Raw genomic sequence first — 18,658 nt, forward strand, 5'->3', positions numbered from 1 at the left:
GCCGACTATGACGGCCTGCAGAAGCTCGATGAGACGGGGGCGTACCATCCCGACGAGCCGGGGCTCGAAGGGCAGCTGGTGGAGCTGACCCAGTGGTACTACGACGAAGGGCGCGAGAACCCCGACGATGGCGACAGCCACTGGTTCCGCAACGAACGGTTCGGCGAGGATCGCTGGACGAAGGGCATCGTGTCGAACGGCACGGCGTCGCAGGGCGTCGTGTCGGTTGCGACGGATGCGGACGGCGTGTACGCGTTCGACAACCTTCCGACGGCCTATACCGACGACGACGGCGGGCATCGCTTGGCAGCGTACCGCGTGCGGCTTGCGGCGCTCGAGACCGACGACGACGGCACGCCGTGGTTGCTCACGCGCTACCATCAGGGAACCGACGACGAGACCAGGCTGCTCGACTCCGACGCGGCGACGCCGGGCGAGGACATGGCGGTGACCGACCGCTACGCCTCTGGCTCCGCGGGCACGGACGAGGGGACGCGCTCCCATGCGGGGCAGATCATCTTGGCCGGTCCGTCCGATGATCGCGTGGTGGAGGGGCAGGCAAGCCAGGTGTCCGTGACGGCCGGCGACGCTCCCGACGGGACGGCCGCCGTGTACGACTGGCTGCGTTGCGCGGCCGACGAGGACGGCGAGGTTCCCGGCGGCGACGTGGGCGAGCTGTCCGCGCCGCGTCCGAGCGTGTCGGGCTTCGTGTGGGTGGATGCCGACAACGACGGTGTGCGCGATGCCGAGGAGACGGAAGACGCGCTCGATGCGGGCGCGAGCGACCTTCCCAACGGCGTGCAGGTGACGCTTGAGCGCTACGTGCCCGATGGGGCGGGCGGCTGGACGCGCGACGCCTCGTGGGCGAGCGAGGACGCGTGGCGCGCCTACGACGAGGATCCGACGCGGGGCCTTCCCGAGCATAATGCGGTCACGGCCACGCAGTCGCCGGTGCCGGCCGCTTCGCAGGAGCCGGGCGCGGGCGAAGGCGGCGAGGATGCCGCCCAGCCCGGCGTGTTCCGCTTCGACGGCCTGGCGGCATCCGCCTACGACGCCGAGGAGCGGTCGTACGTGCCCTACGCCTACCGCGTGCGCGTGACCGATGCGCGCTACCTCGGCCGCGACATCCTCATGGCGAAGTACCGGCGCGGCGACGACCGCCGGGTCGATTCCGACGTGCGCTTCGAAGACGGATACCTGATGGATCTGGGCGAGGACGGCCAGTCCCGTCCGGAATACGACGTGCTGCTGGACGTGGCCGACGAGCAGTCGCTCGCCGCGAACACGATGGGCGACCAGCCCGTTTCGGGCAATCCGAACTACGAGTGGGCGAACCCCGGCACGGCGGGCGCGCCGACGCTCTCCTACGACGCCGCGAAGGCGTCGGATCGCGCCTCGAACGATGCCGGCATCATCGTGCCGCCGACGCAGACCGTCTCCGGTCGCCTGTGGAAAGACGCCGACAACGACGGCCTGATGGACGAGGGCGAGGAGGGCCTCGGCGGCAAGAAGGTCGTGCTTAGGCAGTGGGTTTTGGACGACGAGGGCGCATGGGTCCGGGTCGAGAGCGGCGAGCGGGAGTGCACGACGGCCGCCTCCGACGAGGGCGGCGTGCGGACGGGCGCGTTCTCGTTCGAGGGCCTTCCCACGTACGTGGGCGGCGAGGAGGGCGGGGTGCGCCTCGCAGGCTACACGCTGGAGGTGGCGGGCGCTGGGGCCGACGGCATCGGCTCCGAACCGCGTGCGCGCCTTCTGGCCGAAAGCCCCGCTCGCGACGGCTCCAACTCCACGCTGCGCGGGCCTGACGACGCAGCGGCCTCCGAAGGCTCGGCATACGGAGCGGGAAGCTATCCGCTTCGCTGGAGCGAGGAGAGCAGCCAGGCGAACGGCGAGGACGGCCTGGTGCGCAGCGTGCTGAAGGGCCGCCTGGTGCTGGCCGCGCGCGCGGACGGCGACACCTCGGCCGAGTACCGGGTGGATGCCGACGGCCTTGCGTTCGACGTGTCCGCAGGCCAGGACGAGAGCCGCATGAACGGCGGCGTGGTGCCCGACGCCCTGGGCCGCATCGAGGGCACGGTGTGGGACGACGCCGACTACGACGGCGTGCGGGCCTTCGAGGGTGCGGATGCGGTCGACGAGCCGTTGGCGAGGCAGCGCGTGCATCTGACGCAGTGGTACCGCGAAGGCGACGAGTGGGTGCAGAACACGGGCTTCGGCCCGGGCGAGGCGGGTGCCCCCGAGGGGAGCGTCACGGTCTCGACGGACGACGAGGGCGCTTACGTCTTCGACGGGCTGACCTCCTATGTGCAGATGGACGGCTCGGGTCGACCCGTGTCGCGTTACGGCCAGGGCCGCGTGGACAACGCCGCCGACGACTTCCGCCTGGCGGCGTACCGCGCGAGCGTCTCTTTGCCCGACGGCACGGAGGCCACGCTGTACCATGCCGGGGACGACCGCGCCTTCGACTCGGACCTCGTGAGGCCGGACGGGGACGCGGCGGGCGAGCTGCGAGAGACGTTCGACGACGGCGAAGGGGCCTTCGACCATGCACGCGAGGACGGCTACGTGGTGTTGGCGCAGGTGCAAGCGGCGAACGGCTCCTCGGGCGCTCCTCAGTACGGAAGCGAGTTCAACGGCGTGGCCTACGACGCGCTGGCTGGCCGGGAGCGGCAGCGCGGCGGCGACGCGGGCGTGTTCGCGCCGCGCTCAGCCGCCCTGTCGGGCACGATATGGAACGATGCGGACAAAGACGGCATCCAGGACGGCCCGGAAGCCGAGCCCGGCATCGCCGACGTGGAGGTCACGCTCGAGCGCTGGTACTGGGATCCCGCCGGCGACGGCGCATGGAAGCCCGTTTCGGACGGCGGCGCCGAGGGCCGCAGCGGCGCTGCGGAGGCCTCGACGACGACAGACGGATCGGGGGCCTACCGCTTCGACGTGCCGACGAAGGTCTCCGTTGACGGCGTCGATTATCTGGCGGGATACAAGGTGCGCATCGACCAAGACGCGCTTCGGGCGCTGTTCGCCCAGGCTGAAGGCGATGGGAAGCACGCGTGGGCTCCCACGCACCGCCGCGCGGGCGAAGACGCCGCGCTCGATTCCGACGTGGCGCGGACGTCGGAGCCGGTGGAGGGCTCCTCTGCGGCGGGCAACGCCTGGTACCTGACCGATCCGGGCGCGGACGGGGAGTTCGCCATCGTGGCTCGTCCCGCAGAGGCGGGGTCGCAGCATGTCGTGGACGGCCCCGACGACGCCCGCTACGATTACCTGAACGGCTTCGAGGACGACACGTGGGACGGCGGCCTGGTGGCCGTGCCGTCGGCGGGCCTCGAGGGCGCGGTGTGGGCCGACGCCGACTACGACGGCCTGCGGGCGGACGGTGAGGCCGGCGTGGCCGGCCGGCGCGTGCTGGTGGAGCAGTTCGTCCTGCGCGACGGGGCGTGGCGGCGCAACGGGGCCTTCGGGACCGCGTCCGACCCGTTCACCTCGGGCGCCGTGGCCGACGCCTCGGGCGCGCCCGCCGAGGAGGGCGGCCCGGGCGAGGAGGGCTTCCTCGCCGTGCGCACCGGGGCCGACGGGCGCTACGCGTTCCGCGGGCTGCCCACGGCGTGGACGGACCCGCAGACGGGCGCGGCCTACCTCGCCTCCTATCGCGTGCATGCGGAGGGGCTCGGCGACGACGAGCTCCTCACGCGCTACCATGCGGGTGGCGCGGATGACGCGGGCGCGATCCTCATCGACTCCGACGCGGACGCCGCGGACGCGTCCGGGCGCTATCCGCTGCACGATCTGCGCGTGGGGCGGGACGGCTCGGTGGGCCTGCGCCCCGACGACCGCATCGTGCTGGCTGCGCCTGTATCGTCCGATGCGTCCGGGTTGCTTTTGGGCGCGTCCGATCCGGCTGACGGCGACGCGGCCTACGACGGGCTGACGGCCGTTGCCGACAGCGTGGCCTCGGGAGATGTCGGCGTGGTGGCGCCTCCTGCGGCCGAGGTGTCGGGCACGCTGTGGTGGGATGCCGACCACGATGGGCTCTACGATGCCGAGAACGAGGCGGTGCTTCCCGGTCGCACGGTGCTTCTTCGGGCCTGGCGCCTGGACGACGCGGGCGCATGGGTTCGCGTCGAAGGGGGAGACCAAACCGCCGAGACGGGCGCGGATGGCCGCTTCGCCTTCGAGGCCCCCGCTTCGATCATGGCCGATGGCGGGCGGAGCTTGGCCGGCTACACGCTCGAGGTCGACGGCACCGCGTTTTACGAGGCTGGCTCGAAGGGCGTGGGCGGGCTGCCGGTGACGGCGCTGCAGGCCTTCTCGCCCGATGCCGACGACGCGAACTCGAAGGTGCGCAGGCCCGGCGACGAGGGGGTTGTGGCTCCTCAGGTCGAGGGCGCCTACGCCTTGGCATGGGACGCGTCCGCGTCCGAAGCTGACGATGCGTCCCGTCGCGTGCTGGGCGGCCGCATCGTGGTGGCCCTGCCTCAGGAGGAGGGCATGAGTCCCGACTACGCGCAGGCGGGCTACAACATGGCCTTCTCGGCGGACGAGGATCGCATGAACGGCGGCTTCGTTCCGGCTGAAACGGGCTCTGTCGAAGGCTTGGTGTGGAAGGACGTGAACTACGACGGCGTCCAGCAGCTCGATGGGGACGACCCCGAGCCGGGGATTTCCGGTCGCTGGGTGTACGTGACGCAGTGGTATTTGGGCGACGATGGATCCTGGGTGCAGAACGAATCGTTCGGGCAGGCTGCCGGCAATGAGGGCTTCGACGCCGACGGGGGCCAGCCGCAGCACAGCCAGAAGGTCCAAACCGACGAGGGCGGCCGGTATCGTGTCGAGGGGCTGGCTCCGTACGTGCAGCTGCGCGACGGGGCGCCCGTGGCGCCTGGCTCGCCAGGAGACGACGACTTCCGTTTGGCGGCGTACCGCGTGAGCGTGCAGGGTCCGGCTGACGACGAGGTGGTCACGCGCTTCCATGCCGGCGATGATTGGCGCGCCGACTCGGATGCGGTGGTGGCCGCCGACGGCGAGCCGCTGCCGTTGTACCCGCACTACGAAGGGGTCGACGAGGGCGGCGCGCTGCAGGCCGAGGGCATGGTGGTCGTGGCCCATCGCGTGTCCGCAGGCGATGCCGAGGCGCCATACGCCGTGGAGCGTGGCGGCGTCTCCTACGACCCGGTGCGAGCCGAAGAGGGGGGCGTGGAAGGCGGGGATGCCGGTTTCACGCCGAAGGCCCTCACTGCTATCAGTGGGCATATTTGGGTGGATGCAGATCGCAATGGCGCACGCGATGCCGACGAGGCCGGCGTGGCCGATGTGGAGGTTGTGCTCGAGCGTTGGTATTGGATGCCCGATGGCGACGGCGGGCAAGGAGAGTGGATCCCGTATGCCGTCGATCCCGTCGATACGGCGATGACACGCGGGGACGGCTGGTATCTGTTCCGCGATCTGCCGACTACGTTCGAGGTGGGCGGAACGGAGCGCCTTGCAGGCTACCGGGTGCGCGTTGACGGTGCGGCCCTCGGGGGCCTTCCGGTCGCTTACGGTGTGACGGCGCGCCATGCTGCGGGCGATCCGAACGATCCCTCGAAAGACTCCGATTTGGCAGAGCTCGTGGGGTCGGCCCTTCCGGGCGCGCCCGAGGCCGAAGGGGGCACGCGCTACTTCACCGACGAGGGCGATCTGCCCGACACGGACGGCTTCGTCGTGGTCGCAAGCCGTTTGGAAGACGGCGTCTCGAGCCAGTACGAGACGATGGGGCCCGACGGCATCCGCTATGACGCGGCGGCCGGCGTGCGCGCCGATCATTTGGACGGCGGCCTGGTGGCCGTGCCGTCGGCGGGCCTCGAGGGCGCGGTGTGGGCCGACGCCGACTACGACGGCCTGCGGGCGGACGGTGAGGCCGGCGTGGCCGGCCGGCGCGTGCTGGTGGAGCAGTTCGTCCTGCGCGACGGGGCGTGGCGGCGCAACGGGGCCTTCGGGACCGCGTCCGACCCGTTCACCTCGGGCGCCGTGGCCGACGCCTCGGGCGCGCCCGCCGAGGAGGGCGGCCCGGGCGAGGAGGGCTTCCTCGCCGTGCGCACCGGGGCCGACGGGCGCTACGCGTTCCGCGGGCTGCCCACGGCGTGGACGGACCCGCAGACCTCCCGCTCTTACCTTGCGGCGTATCGCGTGTGGGTGGAGGGCGTCTCGGAGGGCTCCGTGCCCACGCGCTACCATGCCTCCGATGCCGACGACCCGTCGTTCGACACCACCCGCATCGACTCCGATGCGGATGCGGCCGACGAGGCGGGACGCTTCCCGCTGCACGATCGCGAGGCGTTCACGGCCGGTGATGCGGGCGCGGGCCTGCGCCCCGACGACCGCATCGTGCTGGCCGACGAGGTTGCCGAAGACGCAGGCGGGCAGGCCGACCCGGCCACGGGCCGCGCCTACGACCTGCTGGCGTACGGGGCGCAGAGCATGCCGGGCGGCGACATGGGTGAAACGCCCGTGGAGCCCGCCTCCCTCTCGGGCGTGGTGTGGGACGACGCCGACGGGGATGGCGTGCAGGACGAGCGCTCCCCGCTGCCCGGTGTGACCCAAGGCTTCGATGCCGCCGCGGGCATAGACGGCGTGGAGGTGGAGCTCACGCGCTACGTGCCGGGTCTCGACGAGGACGGCGCGCCGTGCTGGCTTCCCGACGAGGCGTTTGAGCCCGTCCGGACGACCACGGCCGAGGGTGTTGACGACTTCGGCCGCATGTCGCACGGCGTGTACCGTTTCGACGGGCTCGAGACGTGGGGCGCAGGCGAGGCGGGGTCTCCCGTCGTGTACGCCTATCGCGTGGCGCTGGCCGATGCGGAAGCGGTGAAGGCATCGTGGCTCGTGTCGGTCCCCCGCATCGGCGACGATGCAGCGTTCGATTCCGACCTGTTCCAGGACGGGCTTTTGGCCGAGGAGGCTTCCCAGGAGCATTACGTGCTGCTGCGCGAGGCCGATCCCGACACGCCCGCCGCCAACGTGGCGACGGCGCCGTCCGCGCGCGCCGAGGGCGGCGACGGCCTTGCGGAAGTGCGCTACGACGTGGCTCAGCCTCGTTCGCAGGGGCATGTCGACGCCGGCCTCATGGCTCCGCCGGAAAGCGCCATCGCCGGCACGCTGTGGGTTGACGCCGACTACGACGGTTTGATGAGCGCCGGAGAGCGGATGCTTGCGGGCAAGGAGGTATCGCTGACCTCGTGGCTTTTGGTGGACGGATCATGGACGCAGGGGGCGGTCGAAACGCGCCTGACGGGCGACGACGGCCGGTTCCTGTTCGACGGCCTTCCCTCTTCGCGCCTTGACGACGAGGGGGTTCGCCGCCTGGCGGGCTACACGCTTTCAGTGGACGGCTCGTCGACGCCCCAGGGCGTGGGCGGGCTGCCGGTGACGGCGCTGCAGGTCGACTCGCCCGACGCCGACGACGCGAACTCGAAGGCGCGCAGGCCCGGCGACGAAGGGGCGGTGGCGCCTCAAAAGCAGGGCGATTTCGCCTTGGCGTGGGCCGAGCGTGACGCCGCCACGTCCGAGCGCTCGCTTTTGGACGGCCGCATCGTCTTGGCGCGCCCGGCGGCGTCCGGCGACCAGACGGTGAACGGGGCGTACGTGTTCGCGGGCTTCGATGCCGCGCGCGGCAGAAGCGAGCTTCGCATGAACGGCGGCTTCGGGCCGTTCCCGACGGGCGCCCTCGAGGGCGTGGTGTGGGACGACGAGGACTACGATGGCGCGCAGAACCTGGAGGCCCCGGGCGAGGAGGGGCTGGAGAGCGGCGTGCCCGGCCAGGTGGTGCGCGTAACGCAGTGGTACCGCGAGGGCGGCGAGTGGGTGCAGAACCTCGCGTTCGGCGACGAGGGCCAGGGCGCTTCGCTGGCCGCGACCACCGACGACGGGGGACGGTACCGCTTCGAGGGGCTCCCCTCGTACGTGCAGATGAAGGACGGGGCTCCGGTCGAGGCGGACGGCGTCGGCGACGACGACTTCCGCTTGGCCGCGTACCGCGTGTCCTTGGAGGGCGTGCCCGAGGGGTACGTGGCGACGCGCTACCATGTGGGCGACGACCCCGCCGTCGACTCCGACTTGCTCGTGGACGAGGCGAATCGTTCGCTCAACGTGGTGGAGCGCTACGCCGACGGCGAGACCGAGACGCTGCGAGGAGACGGGTTCGCCGTGCTTGCGTCGCCGGTGGACGAGGGGTTCGACTCCCAGTACCGGGACGTTTTCGCGGGCGTGGAGTACGATGTCGTGCGCAGCGTGGCGGCCCAACGCGGAGGCGACGCGGGCTTCACGTCGCCGCGCCTCGCGTCCATCGGCGGCCGGGCGTGGATCGATGCCGACGGCAACGGCGCGCAGGACGAAGGCGAGGCGGGGCTCGCCGGCGTGCAGGTGCGGCTCGTGCGCTATCGGTACGAGCCGAGCGAGGACGGAGCCGTGCGCTGGGTGCTCGACCGGGCGTTCGGCGGCGGCGCGGCCGCGCGCACGGCCACGACGGCCGAGGACGGCTCGTATTTGTTCTCGGATCTGCCGGCCGTCGCGTGGACGGCGGCAGACGGTGCGGTTTCCAACGCGGTGTACGGCTACCGGGTGTCCGTCGAAGGGTTCCCGCACGGCTTCGACGTGGCGCCGCGCGATGCCGCTGACGCCTCGGTCGACTCCGATTTGGACGAGGTGACGGGCCGTTTGGCTCCCGACGCGGCAATCGAGGGCCTCATCGTCCTTGCCGACGAAGCGGACGGGGCGGATCCCGCCGACCTCCAGACGGGGCCGGGAGGCCGTGCGTACTCGCCGGCGCTCTCGCACGATTGCGTCAATGCGGATGCAGGCTTCGTTCCGCATGGCACGACCGAGATCGAGGGTCGCGCGTGGGACGATGGCAACCGCAACGGCGTGCAGGACGCAGGCGAGCAGCTGCTCGTCGGCTTGGAGGTGCGCTTGGAGCGCATGGAGGTGCCTGCAGACGAGCTGCCCGAAGGCTTCGGCGCCGTGCGCGTCGAAGACGCCGCCGACGTGCTTGACGAGGCGGGCGACCCTGTCGAGGGCGATGTCGCGGAAGACTCTTCTGCCGACGAGCGCGGCGCTTCCGGGAACGAGTCGCCTTCCGGAGGGGAGGGGGCTCCGTCGGAGAGCGGATGGGAGGAGGTCGCCGTCGCCTGGTCGGGCGAGGACGGCTCGTACGCGTTCTCGGATCTGCCGGTGAGCTCGGATGCGGGTGTTCCGTACCGCTACCGGCTTCGCGCCGTAAAGCCCGACGGCTCGCACTTCACCGTCCTCGATGCGCAGGGCGGCGCGCGCGACGACGTGGACAACGACTTCGCCCAGTTGGGCGATGCCGCCGACGGCTCGTCGGCCAACGAGGGCGCGACGGGGCTCTTGGAGCCCTCCCGCGTCCGCCTCGCCGAGGCGAACGCGTTTGGCCAGGCGTACGACTTGGTGAGCGTAGACAGATGGACGCGCGAGCGCGGCAATGCGGTCGACCTGGGCCTGTGGTTCGACGAGGGAGTTCCCAAGCCGCTGCCCACGACCGGCGACCGCTGGCTGGGGTTTGGCGCGCTCGTCTTGCTGGCGATCGGCGCTGCGGCCGCCGCGTTGCGCTTTCGCGGGAAAGCCGCGCGGCGCGGCTGATCGGAGCGCGCTGCCCCCGGCGCCGGTTTTCCGACGGCGCCGGGGGCAAGGGCGCAGTGGAAGGAGGGGCGGGGCCTCGTCGTAGGACGCGCCGCGCGGGGAGCGCGTCCTGGCGATCCGGCGGCATTTCGGTCTTCGGGCCCGGCGGCGGGGCGTCGTGCGCGCCGCTGTCGCCGAGCCCTGGGAAAGCATGCGGTCGCAGCGCCTGCCTTTCGTGCCGGGGGTGCGGCCTTGAGTTTCCTTGCGCGATGCGCGTGAGAGGGGGCGAGGGGCGGGGTTTTCCGTTCCCGTCGGAAGAGCTCCCGCAACCCGCTTCGTGCGTTTGCAAGGCAATCCGCAGGCGTGCGACGCGCGAAGGGCGAGGCGTTTGACCGCCGGTCGACGGCGTGCGGGTCCTGCGACGATGCCGACCCCTTGACCTTGCGGCCAAAATGCCTACAATGAGAATGCGACGTCGCGCGCATCCTGCGTTTCCGCGTTCGTCGAGAGCCGACAAGGCGGCTGCGCACTGCGCGAATACCTGGCGGTCCCGCTTCCTCATGCGCGGACTGCGCGGCATCAGACCGCGAGCCTGGCAAGCAGGTACCAGAAACCAACAAGGTTTGTTGGTTTTGTGCGCTCATCCCGCTTTTTCCTCCACATCTCGTCAATAGTTTGGTACTATCCATGATTGCTGCTTAACGACGATTTCGCTTGGAGGAGCACCTTTGACCAAAGAAGATGTCATCGAGCTCGGGGGCACCGTCCTCGAGGCCCTGCCAAACGCCATGTTTAGGGTTGAACTCGAAAACGGCCACAAGATATTGGCCCACATTTCCGGCAAGATGCGCATGCACTACATCAAGATCCTGCCGGGTGACAAGGTGACTGTCGAATTGTCTGTCTACGATCTGAATCGCGGGCGCATCACGTACCGTTTCAAGTAGCAAGCGAATCGGCGATTCGTCGTGCAAGCATCGTCGGGTAAGAGAATCATCGTCTGCGGCTGGGCGTGAAATATAGAACAGGTACGCATAACCGAAAGGAAAATGATATGAAGGTACGTCCTTCGGTCAAGAAAATGTGCGACAAGTGCAAGATCATTCGACGCCATGGCAAGGTGCTCGTCATCTGCGAGAACCCGCGTCACAAGCAGCGTCAGGGCTAGGAAGAAGAGGAGATTAACCTATGGCACGTCTTGTTGGCGTCGACCTTCCTCGCGACAAGCGCATTGAAGTCGGCTTGACCTACATCTACGGCATCGGCCTGACCACCTCCAAGAAAATCTTGGCGGAGACGGGCATCAACCCCGACACTCGCACGAACGATCTCACCGAAGAGGAGCTCGTGAAGCTGCGCGACTACATCCAGGCGAACCTCAAGGTCGAAGGCGACCTGCATCGCGAGGTTTCGCAGAACGTCAAGCGCCTCATGGAGATCGGCTGCTACCGCGGCCTCCGTCATCGTCGCGGCCTGCCCGTTCGCGGCCAGCGCACGCACACGAACGCTCGCACCCGCAAGGGTCCGCGCAAGCAAATCGGCGGCAAGAAGAAGTAAGGGAGCAGACAAGTGGCAGCTAAGAAAAACGTGCGCACGCGCATCAAGCGTTCCGAGCGTAAGAACATCGCCGTCGGCGCCGCGCATATCAAGTCTACGTTCAACAACACCATCGTGAGCATCACCGATCCCCAGGGCAATGTGATCTCCTGGCAGTCTGCCGGCACGGTCGGTTTCAAGGGTTCGCGCAAGTCCACGCCGTTCGCGGCGCAGATGGCCGCCGAAGCCGCCGCCAAGACGGCGATGGAGCACGGCCTGCGCAAGGTCTCCGTGTTCGTGAAGGGCCCCGGCTCGGGCCGCGAGACGGCCATCCGCTCGTTGCAGGCCGCCGGCCTCGAAATCGCCAGCATCCAGGATTGCACACCCATCCCGCACAACGGTTGCCGTCCGCGCAAGCGTCGTCGCGTGTAACTGAAAGGATCGATTAACCATGGCAATCAATAGGACCCCGGTTCTGAAGCGCTGCCGTCAGCTTGGTCTGGATCCGGTGGTGCTGGGCTACAGCAGCTCCAAGACGTCCATTCGTGAGCCGAAGCGCCGCCGCAAGGAGAGCGAATACGGCATGCAGCTTCGCGAGAAGCAGAAGGTCAAGTTCATTTACGGCGTGCTCGAGAAGCAGTTTCGCGGTTACTACAAGAAGGCGAAGTCCATGCCGGGCATCACGGGCGAGAACCTGATGCGCATCCTCGAGTCGCGCTTGGACAACGTCATCTTCCGTCTGGGCTTTGCGCGCACGCGCAAGGAGGCCCGCCAGATCGTGACGCACGGCCACATCCAAGTGAACGGCCGTCGTGTGGACATCCCGTCGTTCCGCGTGAAGGCCGGCGACGTTGTGGCCGTCGCCCCCAAGTCGAAGGATCTGCTGGTCATCAAGAGCGCGCTTGTCTCCAACGAGCGCTTCCAGGTGCCCGCATGGCTTGAGGTCGACATCGAGAAACTCCAGGGCAGTGTTCTTTCGCTTCCGCAGCGCGATCAGATCGATCTGGACATTCGCGAGCAGCTCATCATCGAGCTCTACTCGAAGTAATCGCCGCGAAGTTAAGGAGGCTTATCCCACATGACAGAGTTCATGAGGCCTACGGTTACAACGGAAGAAGTCAACGATACTGTCGCGCGTTTCATCGTCGAGCCGCTCGAGCGCGGTTACGGCTACACGCTGGGCAACTGCATGCGCCGCGTGCTGCTCTCCTCGCTGGACGGGGCGAAAGCCACCGCCATCCAGATCGAGGGCGTGCAGCATGAGTTCACCACGGCCGAAGGCGTCATCGAGGATATCACCGACATCGTCCTGAACGTGAAGGGGCTCGTGTTCTCCGCGCTCAACGACGACATCGAGGAGGCCACGGCGCACGTGTCGGCCGAGGGTCCCTGCACGGTCACGGGTGCGGATCTCGAGGTGCCTACCGAGTTCACGCTGATCAATCCCGAGCACGTCATCGCCACGGTGGCCGACGGCGGCCAGCTTGACATGACGGTGCGCATCGGGGTGGGCCGCGGGTACGTGTCGGCCGAGCGCAACAAGCGCACGGAGGATCCCATCGGGGTCATCCATGTGGATTCGCTGTTCTCGCCGGTTCGCCGCTGCACTCTCAACGTCACCGACACCCGTGTGGGCCAGCGCACCGACTACGACAAGCTCGTGCTGGAGGTGGAGACGGACGGCAGCATCGCGCCGACCGAGGCCGTGTGCCGCGCGTCCAACATCATCAACCAGTACATGGGGGCGTTCCTCAGCTTGTCCGACGTCATCGACGAGGAGGAAGGCGAGATCCCGTCCATCTTCGCGCCGGAGGGCCAGGAATCCAACGCCGAGCTCGACAAGCAGATCGAGGATCTCGATCTGTCGGTTCGCTCGTACAACTGCCTGAAGCGCGCTGGTATCCACTCGGTGCGCCAGTTGGTCGAGTTCTCCGAGAACGACCTGCTGAACATCAGAAACTTTGGTGCGAAGTCCATCGAGGAAGTGAAGGATAAGCTCATTTCCATGGACCTCAATTTGAAGCTATAGGAGAGAGGTATCATGCGACACAATTACAAGGGCCGCAAGCTGGGGACGGACTTCGCCCATACCAAGGCTATGAAGAAGAGCCTGGTGAACGCCCTGTTCCTGAATGATCGCATCAAGACGATCGAGTCGCGCGCCAAAGAGATCCGCCCTGACGTGGACAAGATCATCACGTGGGCGAAGCGCGGCGACCTGCACGCTCGCCGCCTTGCCATCGCCGCTTTGGGCGACAAAGAGCTCGTGCGCGAGATCTTCGAGAAGGTCGCGCAAGGCATGTGGCAGGATCGCCAGGGTGGCTACACCCGCATCATGAAGCTCGGCCCCCGCAAGGGCGACAACGCTCCCATGGTCATCATGGAGCTTGTGACCGAGCCGGTGAAGAAGAAGGAGGAGGCCAAGCCTGCCGCAAAGAAGGCGGCGAAGAAGGCCGCTCCGAAGAAGGTTGAAGCGGCCAAGGATGCTCCGAAGGAGGAGGCCGCCGAGGCGAAGGCTGCCGAGGCTGCGGAGGAGAGCGCCGAGGCGAAGGCCGAGGAGGCTGCCGCCGAGAGTGCGGAGGGCGTCGAAGCCGAGAAGGCCGATGCTCCTGCCGAGGAGTCCAAGGAAGAGAAGGCTGAGTAGCCTTTTTCCCACAATGCGCTTGCAGAGGGGGCCGTGGTCGCGGCCCCCTCTTTTTTCATACGGTGCGGTTCGCGGCGCTCTGCCGTGGAGCGCGATCAGGTTGGCTTTGGGCGTTGCGGTCGAGCTTCGTGTGGACGAAGGGGCGGATCCTGCAGGCGCTTCCCTCTTGCTCGGGCTGCCCGAGGGTTCGCGGGTTTCGATTTGGCTGGGGGTTCGCCGACTTCGGATCCGCTCAAACCCTGCCTCCTTGATTCGGTCGGACGGCTTCGTCGGTTTTGACTCGCTGATCCCTTTCAGATCGCGAACCTGCCGAGTGCTCCGTCGCAATCGCACCTGCCAGGTGCCTGTCGGCTTCGAGTTTTTCGAAGCTTTTGCCGGTCTTGGCTCGACGGGTTTTGCGGGCTTGGGGACGTGGCGAGTGGCAACGGCTTTGTCGTCAGGCGCGCTGGTGCCTCCGCATGGCGTCTCCGAGGCGTTTCGCAGCTGTAGGTCGCTGGTGGTCGCGCGCGTTCGCGAGCGTTCTTAGAATGGGGGTCCGAACAACGACGGGGCACAGGACGCCCTGGAAAGGAGCACTCATGGTTAAGATCGACATAATGGAAGAGGACGTTGTGCTCGATGGCCAAACGTCCGAAGCCGACCGTGCGCGCATGGCCGCCGATGACTTGCAGAGCATAGAGGAAGAGGTGAGGCGGGAAGCCGAAGCCACAGTGGAAGATTGCGACGACGAGGGCGACGAGCAGTGCTCGGTGGAGGCGGCGGAAACCGCGTTTGACTTCAACCAAGCCCAAGAGCGTACCGGGAGGATCGCCGACAGCGCAGAGGATCGCCGGGAAAGCGGCAGCACCCAATCGTAGCCGTTCCGTTGCCCTGCGTCATCCGACGGGTGCGCGCCCTTTCTTAGAATGGATTGCGGCGAACGAGAAGGCAAACTCGAATCGAACTCGAAAGGAGCACCACGATGGTTGATCGGGCTTTCAAGACCGGCGATGCGTCCGTCGATATGAAAACGGGTGCGAAGGATATGGCGCATGATGTGAAAAACAGCGTCAAGGACGCATATCACGACGCCAAAGCCGGTATGAGCGAGCGCAAAGCAGAGGCCGAAGCGGCCAAGCGTGAGCACGAGGAGGCCCAGCGTACGGGCGATGCCCAGGCTGCGATGCGCGCGCGTCAACATGAGATGCGTGCGAGCGAGAAGAGCGAGGGCATCCTCGGCTCTGTGAAGGAATCGCTGGGCAAGGCCGGCGAGGCCATTAAGGAAGCCGCCGTCGACGCGAAGGACAACGTGAAGCAGGGTGTCGGCAACATGCGCGAAGGTCGCTAGCCCTCAAGCGGCCTTCTGAGGTCGCCTCAAGACGAGCGCTTGGATGCGAGCGTGCCTGGCACCCTCCGGAAGCCCGCGGCGTTGGCCGCGGGCTTTTCCGCGCGCTCAGCGCGAACTGACCGGAGCGACGTTGCGCGATTGACGCAGCTTCGGCGCACGTCGATATCGCGCGATTGTCACCCCGGATGACGACGGGACGTGATAGATGTGGCATACTGCCTGCATGCGCATCGACGTCAGCTCCTACATACCCGGCTCCTCACCCGTTCACCTCTGCGATGCAAGGGTGAAGATCGTGCTGCTCGCAGCCTATTCGGCAACGCTGTTTCTCGTGCGTGCTTGGGCGGGCCTCGGCCTCGCTGCGCTTGCGTTCGGCGTTGTCTCGGCGATTTCGGGCATCGGATGGAAGCGGTACTTCGGACTGCTCGTCCCGGTGTACGTGGTCGCGGCGCTTGCCGTGGCGTTCAACGGCTTCTCATTCGATGTGTGGCAGGCCGCAGGAGCCGCCTCTGGCGCGTCGGGTGGGCCGGGCGACGTGTCGGCGGGCGTGTTTGCGAACCTGCCCCCCGTAGCGCTGGTCGGATCGTTCGGCGTGGTGCCTGCGGGGTTTGCGCGAGGATGCTTCTTCGCCGTGCGCATCGTGCTTCTCGTGACGGCAAGCCTTGTGGTCGTCTACACCACCACCTCGACCCAGCTCACCGATGCGTTCGCCGTATTCGTGCGCCCGTTGGGGCGCCTGCGCGTGCCGGTGGACGATGCTGCCATGGTGCTCTCGCTGGCCTTGCGATTCATTCCCGTCACGGCGGAGGAGTTGGGACGCGTGCACGATGCCCAGTGGGCGCGCTGCGCCGCGTTCTCCGAAGGTGGCTTGCGAACGCGCTTGGGAGCGTGGCAATCTGTGTTCGTTCCCTTGTTCGTTGGTTTGTTTCGGCGTGCCGACGCGCTTGCCATAGCCATGGACGCGCGGTGCTACGGGATAGGCGACGCGGTGCGAACGTCGCTGGGGCGCAAACGGTTGGCGGCGAGCGACATTGCTGTGCTGGCAGTGGGCCTGGCGGCATGCATTGTGTTGGCTGTATGGCTGTAGGGTGCGGGAAACGATCGGATTCGCACCTCTTCTCGGCAACTTCTGAGCGCGCGGGGACGATCGGGGGTTGTGGGCTGCGCGGGGTCGGGGCCTGAGCGCGCGTGTGAAGGATTTCCGGTGGAGGCAGGGCGTGGGGGCAGCCTGTGGGAGCGCCTGCGCGCGTGGCAGACCGTGCTCATCCCCCTGTTCGTGGGCCTGTTCCGCCGCGCCGACGCGCTGGCCGTGGCCATGGACGCCCGCTGCTACGGCGCCGAGCCGTGTCGCACCTCCCTGCACGATCGCCGCCTTGCGGGTCCCAGCCTGGCCGTGCTCGCTGCCGGCCTCGCGCTGTGCGCAGCGGTAGCCGCGGCGCTGTAGAGTAAGCCGCCTCCAAGGGCGTTCGCCGCCAAAAAAAACGAGGGATGCGGCCGTCGTGCGGCTGCATCCCTCGTTTTCGAGGGCCCGGACGCCGGGGAGGGAGGGGGCGCCCGGGCCGAACGGGCCGGCCTACTCGGCGCCGGCCAGCTTGCGGCCGGTCACGTAGCCGAACGTGAGGCACGTGCCGCCCAGGTTATGGCCGGGGAAGTGCGTGGAGTAGCAGTTGGTGTACATATCGCCCACCGTGGAGCCCAGGCAGTACAGGCCGTCGATGACCTCGTCGTTGGCGTTCATGACCTGCAGGTCCTCGTTGCAGCGGATGCCGCCGGTGGTGGACAGGAACCATGGCGTGCACTCTATGCCGTAGAACGGACCCTTCTTGATGGGCAGCAGCAGCTCCTTGCGCTTGCCGAACTCCTCGTCGACGCCTGTGTCGCAGTAGCCGTTGTACGCCTCGATGGTCTTGAGCGCCTCGTCCTTCGGCAGGCCGAGCTTCTCCACGAGCTCCTCCACGGTGTCGGCCTTGATCATCTTCACCGGGATGTCGCCCGAGCCGTTCATGTTGATGGTGCCGGGTCCGTCCACCACGGTCTGCCAGTAGGCGCGCACGTCGTCGGGCGTGTCGAACACCTTCGGGCCGTCCACGTAGCGGTGGTTCTGCCAGCCCGGTTCGTTCGCGTAGTCGTCATCCCAGATGGCGAACGCGTGATTACCTTTCTGGTGCATGAGCGCCAAGCCGCCGTGCGAGATGACGTTGTCCTCGTTGTCGTAGCGGCGGCCGTCCTCGTTCACCATGAGGCCCTGGAACGCGCGCACCTGGCGCGTGATGGAGCGCCACTGGAAGCAGAAGATCATGGGCGCGGGCGTCTCGCTCTTGTCGACGGCAGCACCGGCCCAGTACGCCATCTTGTGGCCCGAGCCGTTCCAGATGCCGCCGAACTCGGTCTGGTGCGCCGCCCAGGGGATGAACTTCTCCAGCATGTCCTTGTCCTGGCCGAAGTCGCCCGTGGCGATGACCACGCCGTTCTTTCCGTTGAATCGCACGTAGCCGTCCTTGCCCTTCGCCACGACGCCCACCACCTTGTCGCCGTCCTTCGCGAGCTGCTGCGCCTCGGTCTCGTAGCGGATGTCCACGCCGGCTTTCTCGCAGTACAGCGCCATGTTCGCGCACACGTCCTGCTGCGGGTTGTCGTCGGGGCCCTTGCCGTTGGGGCCGTCGAGGAACTCGTGCGTGCCGGGGAACTCGCCGTTGATGTTCTCCGGATCCTCGTACCAGTGCTCCATGACGGGGGTGAGGTCGTCGCCGCCCACGGAGCTGGCCGTGGTCATGCGGTCGATGAGCCAGTCCATGGCCTCGCCCGAGCGGTTGAAGTGCAGCATCCATTTCCGGCCGTCCACGCGGTAGGAGTGGTAGCCCATCATGCGCTTGTAGCGCTGGGCCACCTCCTCGACGGAGCACTCGTAGCCCTTCTCCTTCGTGAGCTTCGAGTTCATGGCGTAGATGGAGCCGCCGCGTCCGCTGACGTGGTCCATGCGCTCGAGCAGCACCACTGAGGCGCCGTTTTCGGCGGCTGAGAGCGCACAGCATAGGCCTGAGAAGCCGGCGCCGATGACCACGACGTCGGCGTCCACCGTCTCGGCGATGTCGCTGTCGGGGATGGGATCGGGTGCGATCTCGAACTCGTAGGCGGTTGCGCCGTCGGCCTGGCCTTTCGAGGCGCCGTCCACGCTCCCTTTCGGCTGCGCGCCGCATCCGGCGAGCGCGCCCGCGCCGGTGACGGCGGCTGTGGCCATGGCGCCGGTGGCAAGCGCCCCCTTCAAAAAGCTGCGGCGATTCATGTTGGGGCTGTTCTTCATGGCGATCCCTTCCTTGCTCGATGTGCGTGCGCGCGGCTTTCGTGCGCGGAGCGTCTGCTTCCCTGTACGGCTTGCCCCTTCCTGCGTGTCGCGGCTTTACGGCTTCGGGAGCGGCCGTCCGCCCTCGCGCCGCGTTGCGGTTTCGTCGCATTCGCGCGTTGCGGCCCGATGTCTGGCTGTCTGGCCGACGCCTGATGCTGCATTCGGAGGGGCGAGGCGATGGCCCCACCGTAGC

General features: G+C 67.8%; 13 protein-coding genes (1 of these 13 cut by a window edge). 12 read left to right on the forward strand and 1 reads right to left on the reverse strand.

The window, feature by feature from the left end:
• The 12 genes from B5F40_RS03880 to B5F40_RS03935 form a co-directional block, all read left to right on the forward strand.
• A protein-coding gene (locus tag B5F40_RS03880; protein ID WP_087193069.1) for an SdrD B-like domain-containing protein crosses the window boundary here: on the forward strand, positions 1 to 9,636 show its 3' portion. 20,925 nt of this gene lie to the left of the window's left edge; the window shows 9,636 of its 30,561 coding nt (coding positions 20,926-30,561); its start codon lies beyond the left edge, outside the window; it ends in the stop codon at positions 9,634 to 9,636.
• A 707-nt stretch (positions 9,637 to 10,343) separates the two neighbouring features.
• Positions 10,344 to 10,562, forward strand: a complete 219-nt coding sequence (gene infA, locus B5F40_RS03885) for a translation initiation factor IF-1 (RefSeq protein ID WP_087193070.1) — start codon at positions 10,344 to 10,346, stop codon at positions 10,560 to 10,562.
• 107 nt (positions 10,563 to 10,669) lie between these two features.
• Positions 10,670 to 10,783 (forward strand): 50S ribosomal protein L36, encoded by a 114-nt coding sequence (gene rpmJ, locus B5F40_RS03890; protein ID WP_006363204.1) that lies wholly within the window; start codon positions 10,670 to 10,672, stop codon positions 10,781 to 10,783.
• Between the two features lie 20 nt (positions 10,784 to 10,803).
• Positions 10,804 to 11,172, forward strand: a complete 369-nt coding sequence (rpsM, locus tag B5F40_RS03895) for a 30S ribosomal protein S13 (RefSeq protein WP_087193071.1) — start codon at positions 10,804 to 10,806, stop codon at positions 11,170 to 11,172.
• A 12-nt stretch (positions 11,173 to 11,184) separates the two neighbouring features.
• A complete protein-coding gene (gene rpsK, locus B5F40_RS03900) occupies positions 11,185 to 11,583 on the forward strand; it encodes a 30S ribosomal protein S11 (protein WP_009306916.1) in 399 nt (132 codons plus the stop codon).
• A gap of 19 nt (positions 11,584 to 11,602) precedes the next feature.
• Positions 11,603 to 12,199, forward strand: coding sequence for a 30S ribosomal protein S4 (gene rpsD, locus B5F40_RS03905; protein ID WP_087193072.1), 597 nt, complete (start codon positions 11,603 to 11,605; stop codon positions 12,197 to 12,199).
• A 30-nt stretch (positions 12,200 to 12,229) separates the two neighbouring features.
• Positions 12,230 to 13,180 carry a DNA-directed RNA polymerase subunit alpha gene (locus B5F40_RS03910; protein ID WP_087193073.1) on the forward strand — a complete coding sequence of 317 codons (951 nt, stop codon included), beginning with the start codon at positions 12,230 to 12,232 and terminating at the stop codon, positions 13,178 to 13,180.
• Between the two features lie 12 nt (positions 13,181 to 13,192).
• Positions 13,193 to 13,795 (forward strand): 50S ribosomal protein L17, encoded by a 603-nt coding sequence (gene rplQ, locus B5F40_RS03915; protein ID WP_087193074.1) that lies wholly within the window; start codon positions 13,193 to 13,195, stop codon positions 13,793 to 13,795.
• A gap of 578 nt (positions 13,796 to 14,373) precedes the next feature.
• The gene (locus B5F40_RS03920; protein ID WP_239442898.1) at positions 14,374 to 14,652 is read left to right on the forward strand and encodes a BAG1 BAG family molecular chaperone regulator 1; all 279 of its coding nucleotides are present in this window, start codon (positions 14,374 to 14,376) and stop codon (positions 14,650 to 14,652) included.
• 104 nt (positions 14,653 to 14,756) lie between these two features.
• Positions 14,757 to 15,122, forward strand: a complete 366-nt coding sequence (locus tag B5F40_RS03925) for a hypothetical protein (protein WP_087193075.1) — start codon at positions 14,757 to 14,759, stop codon at positions 15,120 to 15,122.
• A gap of 205 nt (positions 15,123 to 15,327) precedes the next feature.
• Complete coding sequence (locus B5F40_RS03930; protein ID WP_239442899.1) at positions 15,328 to 16,209, forward strand: energy-coupling factor transporter transmembrane component T family protein; 882 nt, start codon at positions 15,328 to 15,330, stop codon at positions 16,207 to 16,209.
• A gap of 117 nt (positions 16,210 to 16,326) precedes the next feature.
• A complete protein-coding gene (locus B5F40_RS03935) occupies positions 16,327 to 16,566 on the forward strand; it encodes an energy-coupling factor transporter transmembrane component T (protein WP_239442900.1) in 240 nt (79 codons plus the stop codon).
• 129 nt (positions 16,567 to 16,695) lie between these two features.
• On the opposite strand, the gene B5F40_RS03940 is transcribed toward B5F40_RS03935, so the two are convergent.
• Complete coding sequence (locus B5F40_RS03940; protein WP_087193078.1) at positions 16,696 to 18,423, reverse strand: FAD-dependent oxidoreductase; 1,728 nt, start codon at positions 18,421 to 18,423, stop codon at positions 16,696 to 16,698.
• Positions 18,424 to 18,658: the final 235 nt, after the last annotated feature.

Source organism: Gordonibacter sp. An230 (genome assembly GCF_002159915.1).
Taxonomy (GTDB): Bacteria; Actinomycetota; Coriobacteriia; order Coriobacteriales; family Eggerthellaceae; genus Rubneribacter.

Bases quoted from the DNA above. Each gene is read 5' to 3' on its own strand.
- B5F40_RS03940 (WP_087193078.1), bottom strand. From the start codon at position 18,423: ATGAAGAACAGCCCCAACATGAATCGCCGCAGCTTTTTGAAGGGGGCG.
- B5F40_RS03930 (WP_239442899.1), top strand. From the start codon at position 15,328: ATGTGGCATACTGCCTGCATGCGCATCGACGTCAGCTCCTACATACCC.
- rpmJ (WP_006363204.1), top strand. From the start codon at position 10,670: ATGAAGGTACGTCCTTCGGTCAAGAAAATGTGCGACAAGTGCAAGATC.
- B5F40_RS03925 (WP_087193075.1), top strand. From the start codon at position 14,757: ATGGTTGATCGGGCTTTCAAGACCGGCGATGCGTCCGTCGATATGAAA.
- B5F40_RS03920 (WP_239442898.1), top strand. From the start codon at position 14,374: ATGGTTAAGATCGACATAATGGAAGAGGACGTTGTGCTCGATGGCCAA.
- rplQ (WP_087193074.1), top strand. From the start codon at position 13,193: ATGCGACACAATTACAAGGGCCGCAAGCTGGGGACGGACTTCGCCCAT.
- rpsM (WP_087193071.1), top strand. From the start codon at position 10,804: ATGGCACGTCTTGTTGGCGTCGACCTTCCTCGCGACAAGCGCATTGAA.
- rpsD (WP_087193072.1), top strand. From the start codon at position 11,603: ATGGCAATCAATAGGACCCCGGTTCTGAAGCGCTGCCGTCAGCTTGGT.
- B5F40_RS03910 (WP_087193073.1), top strand. From the start codon at position 12,230: ATGACAGAGTTCATGAGGCCTACGGTTACAACGGAAGAAGTCAACGAT.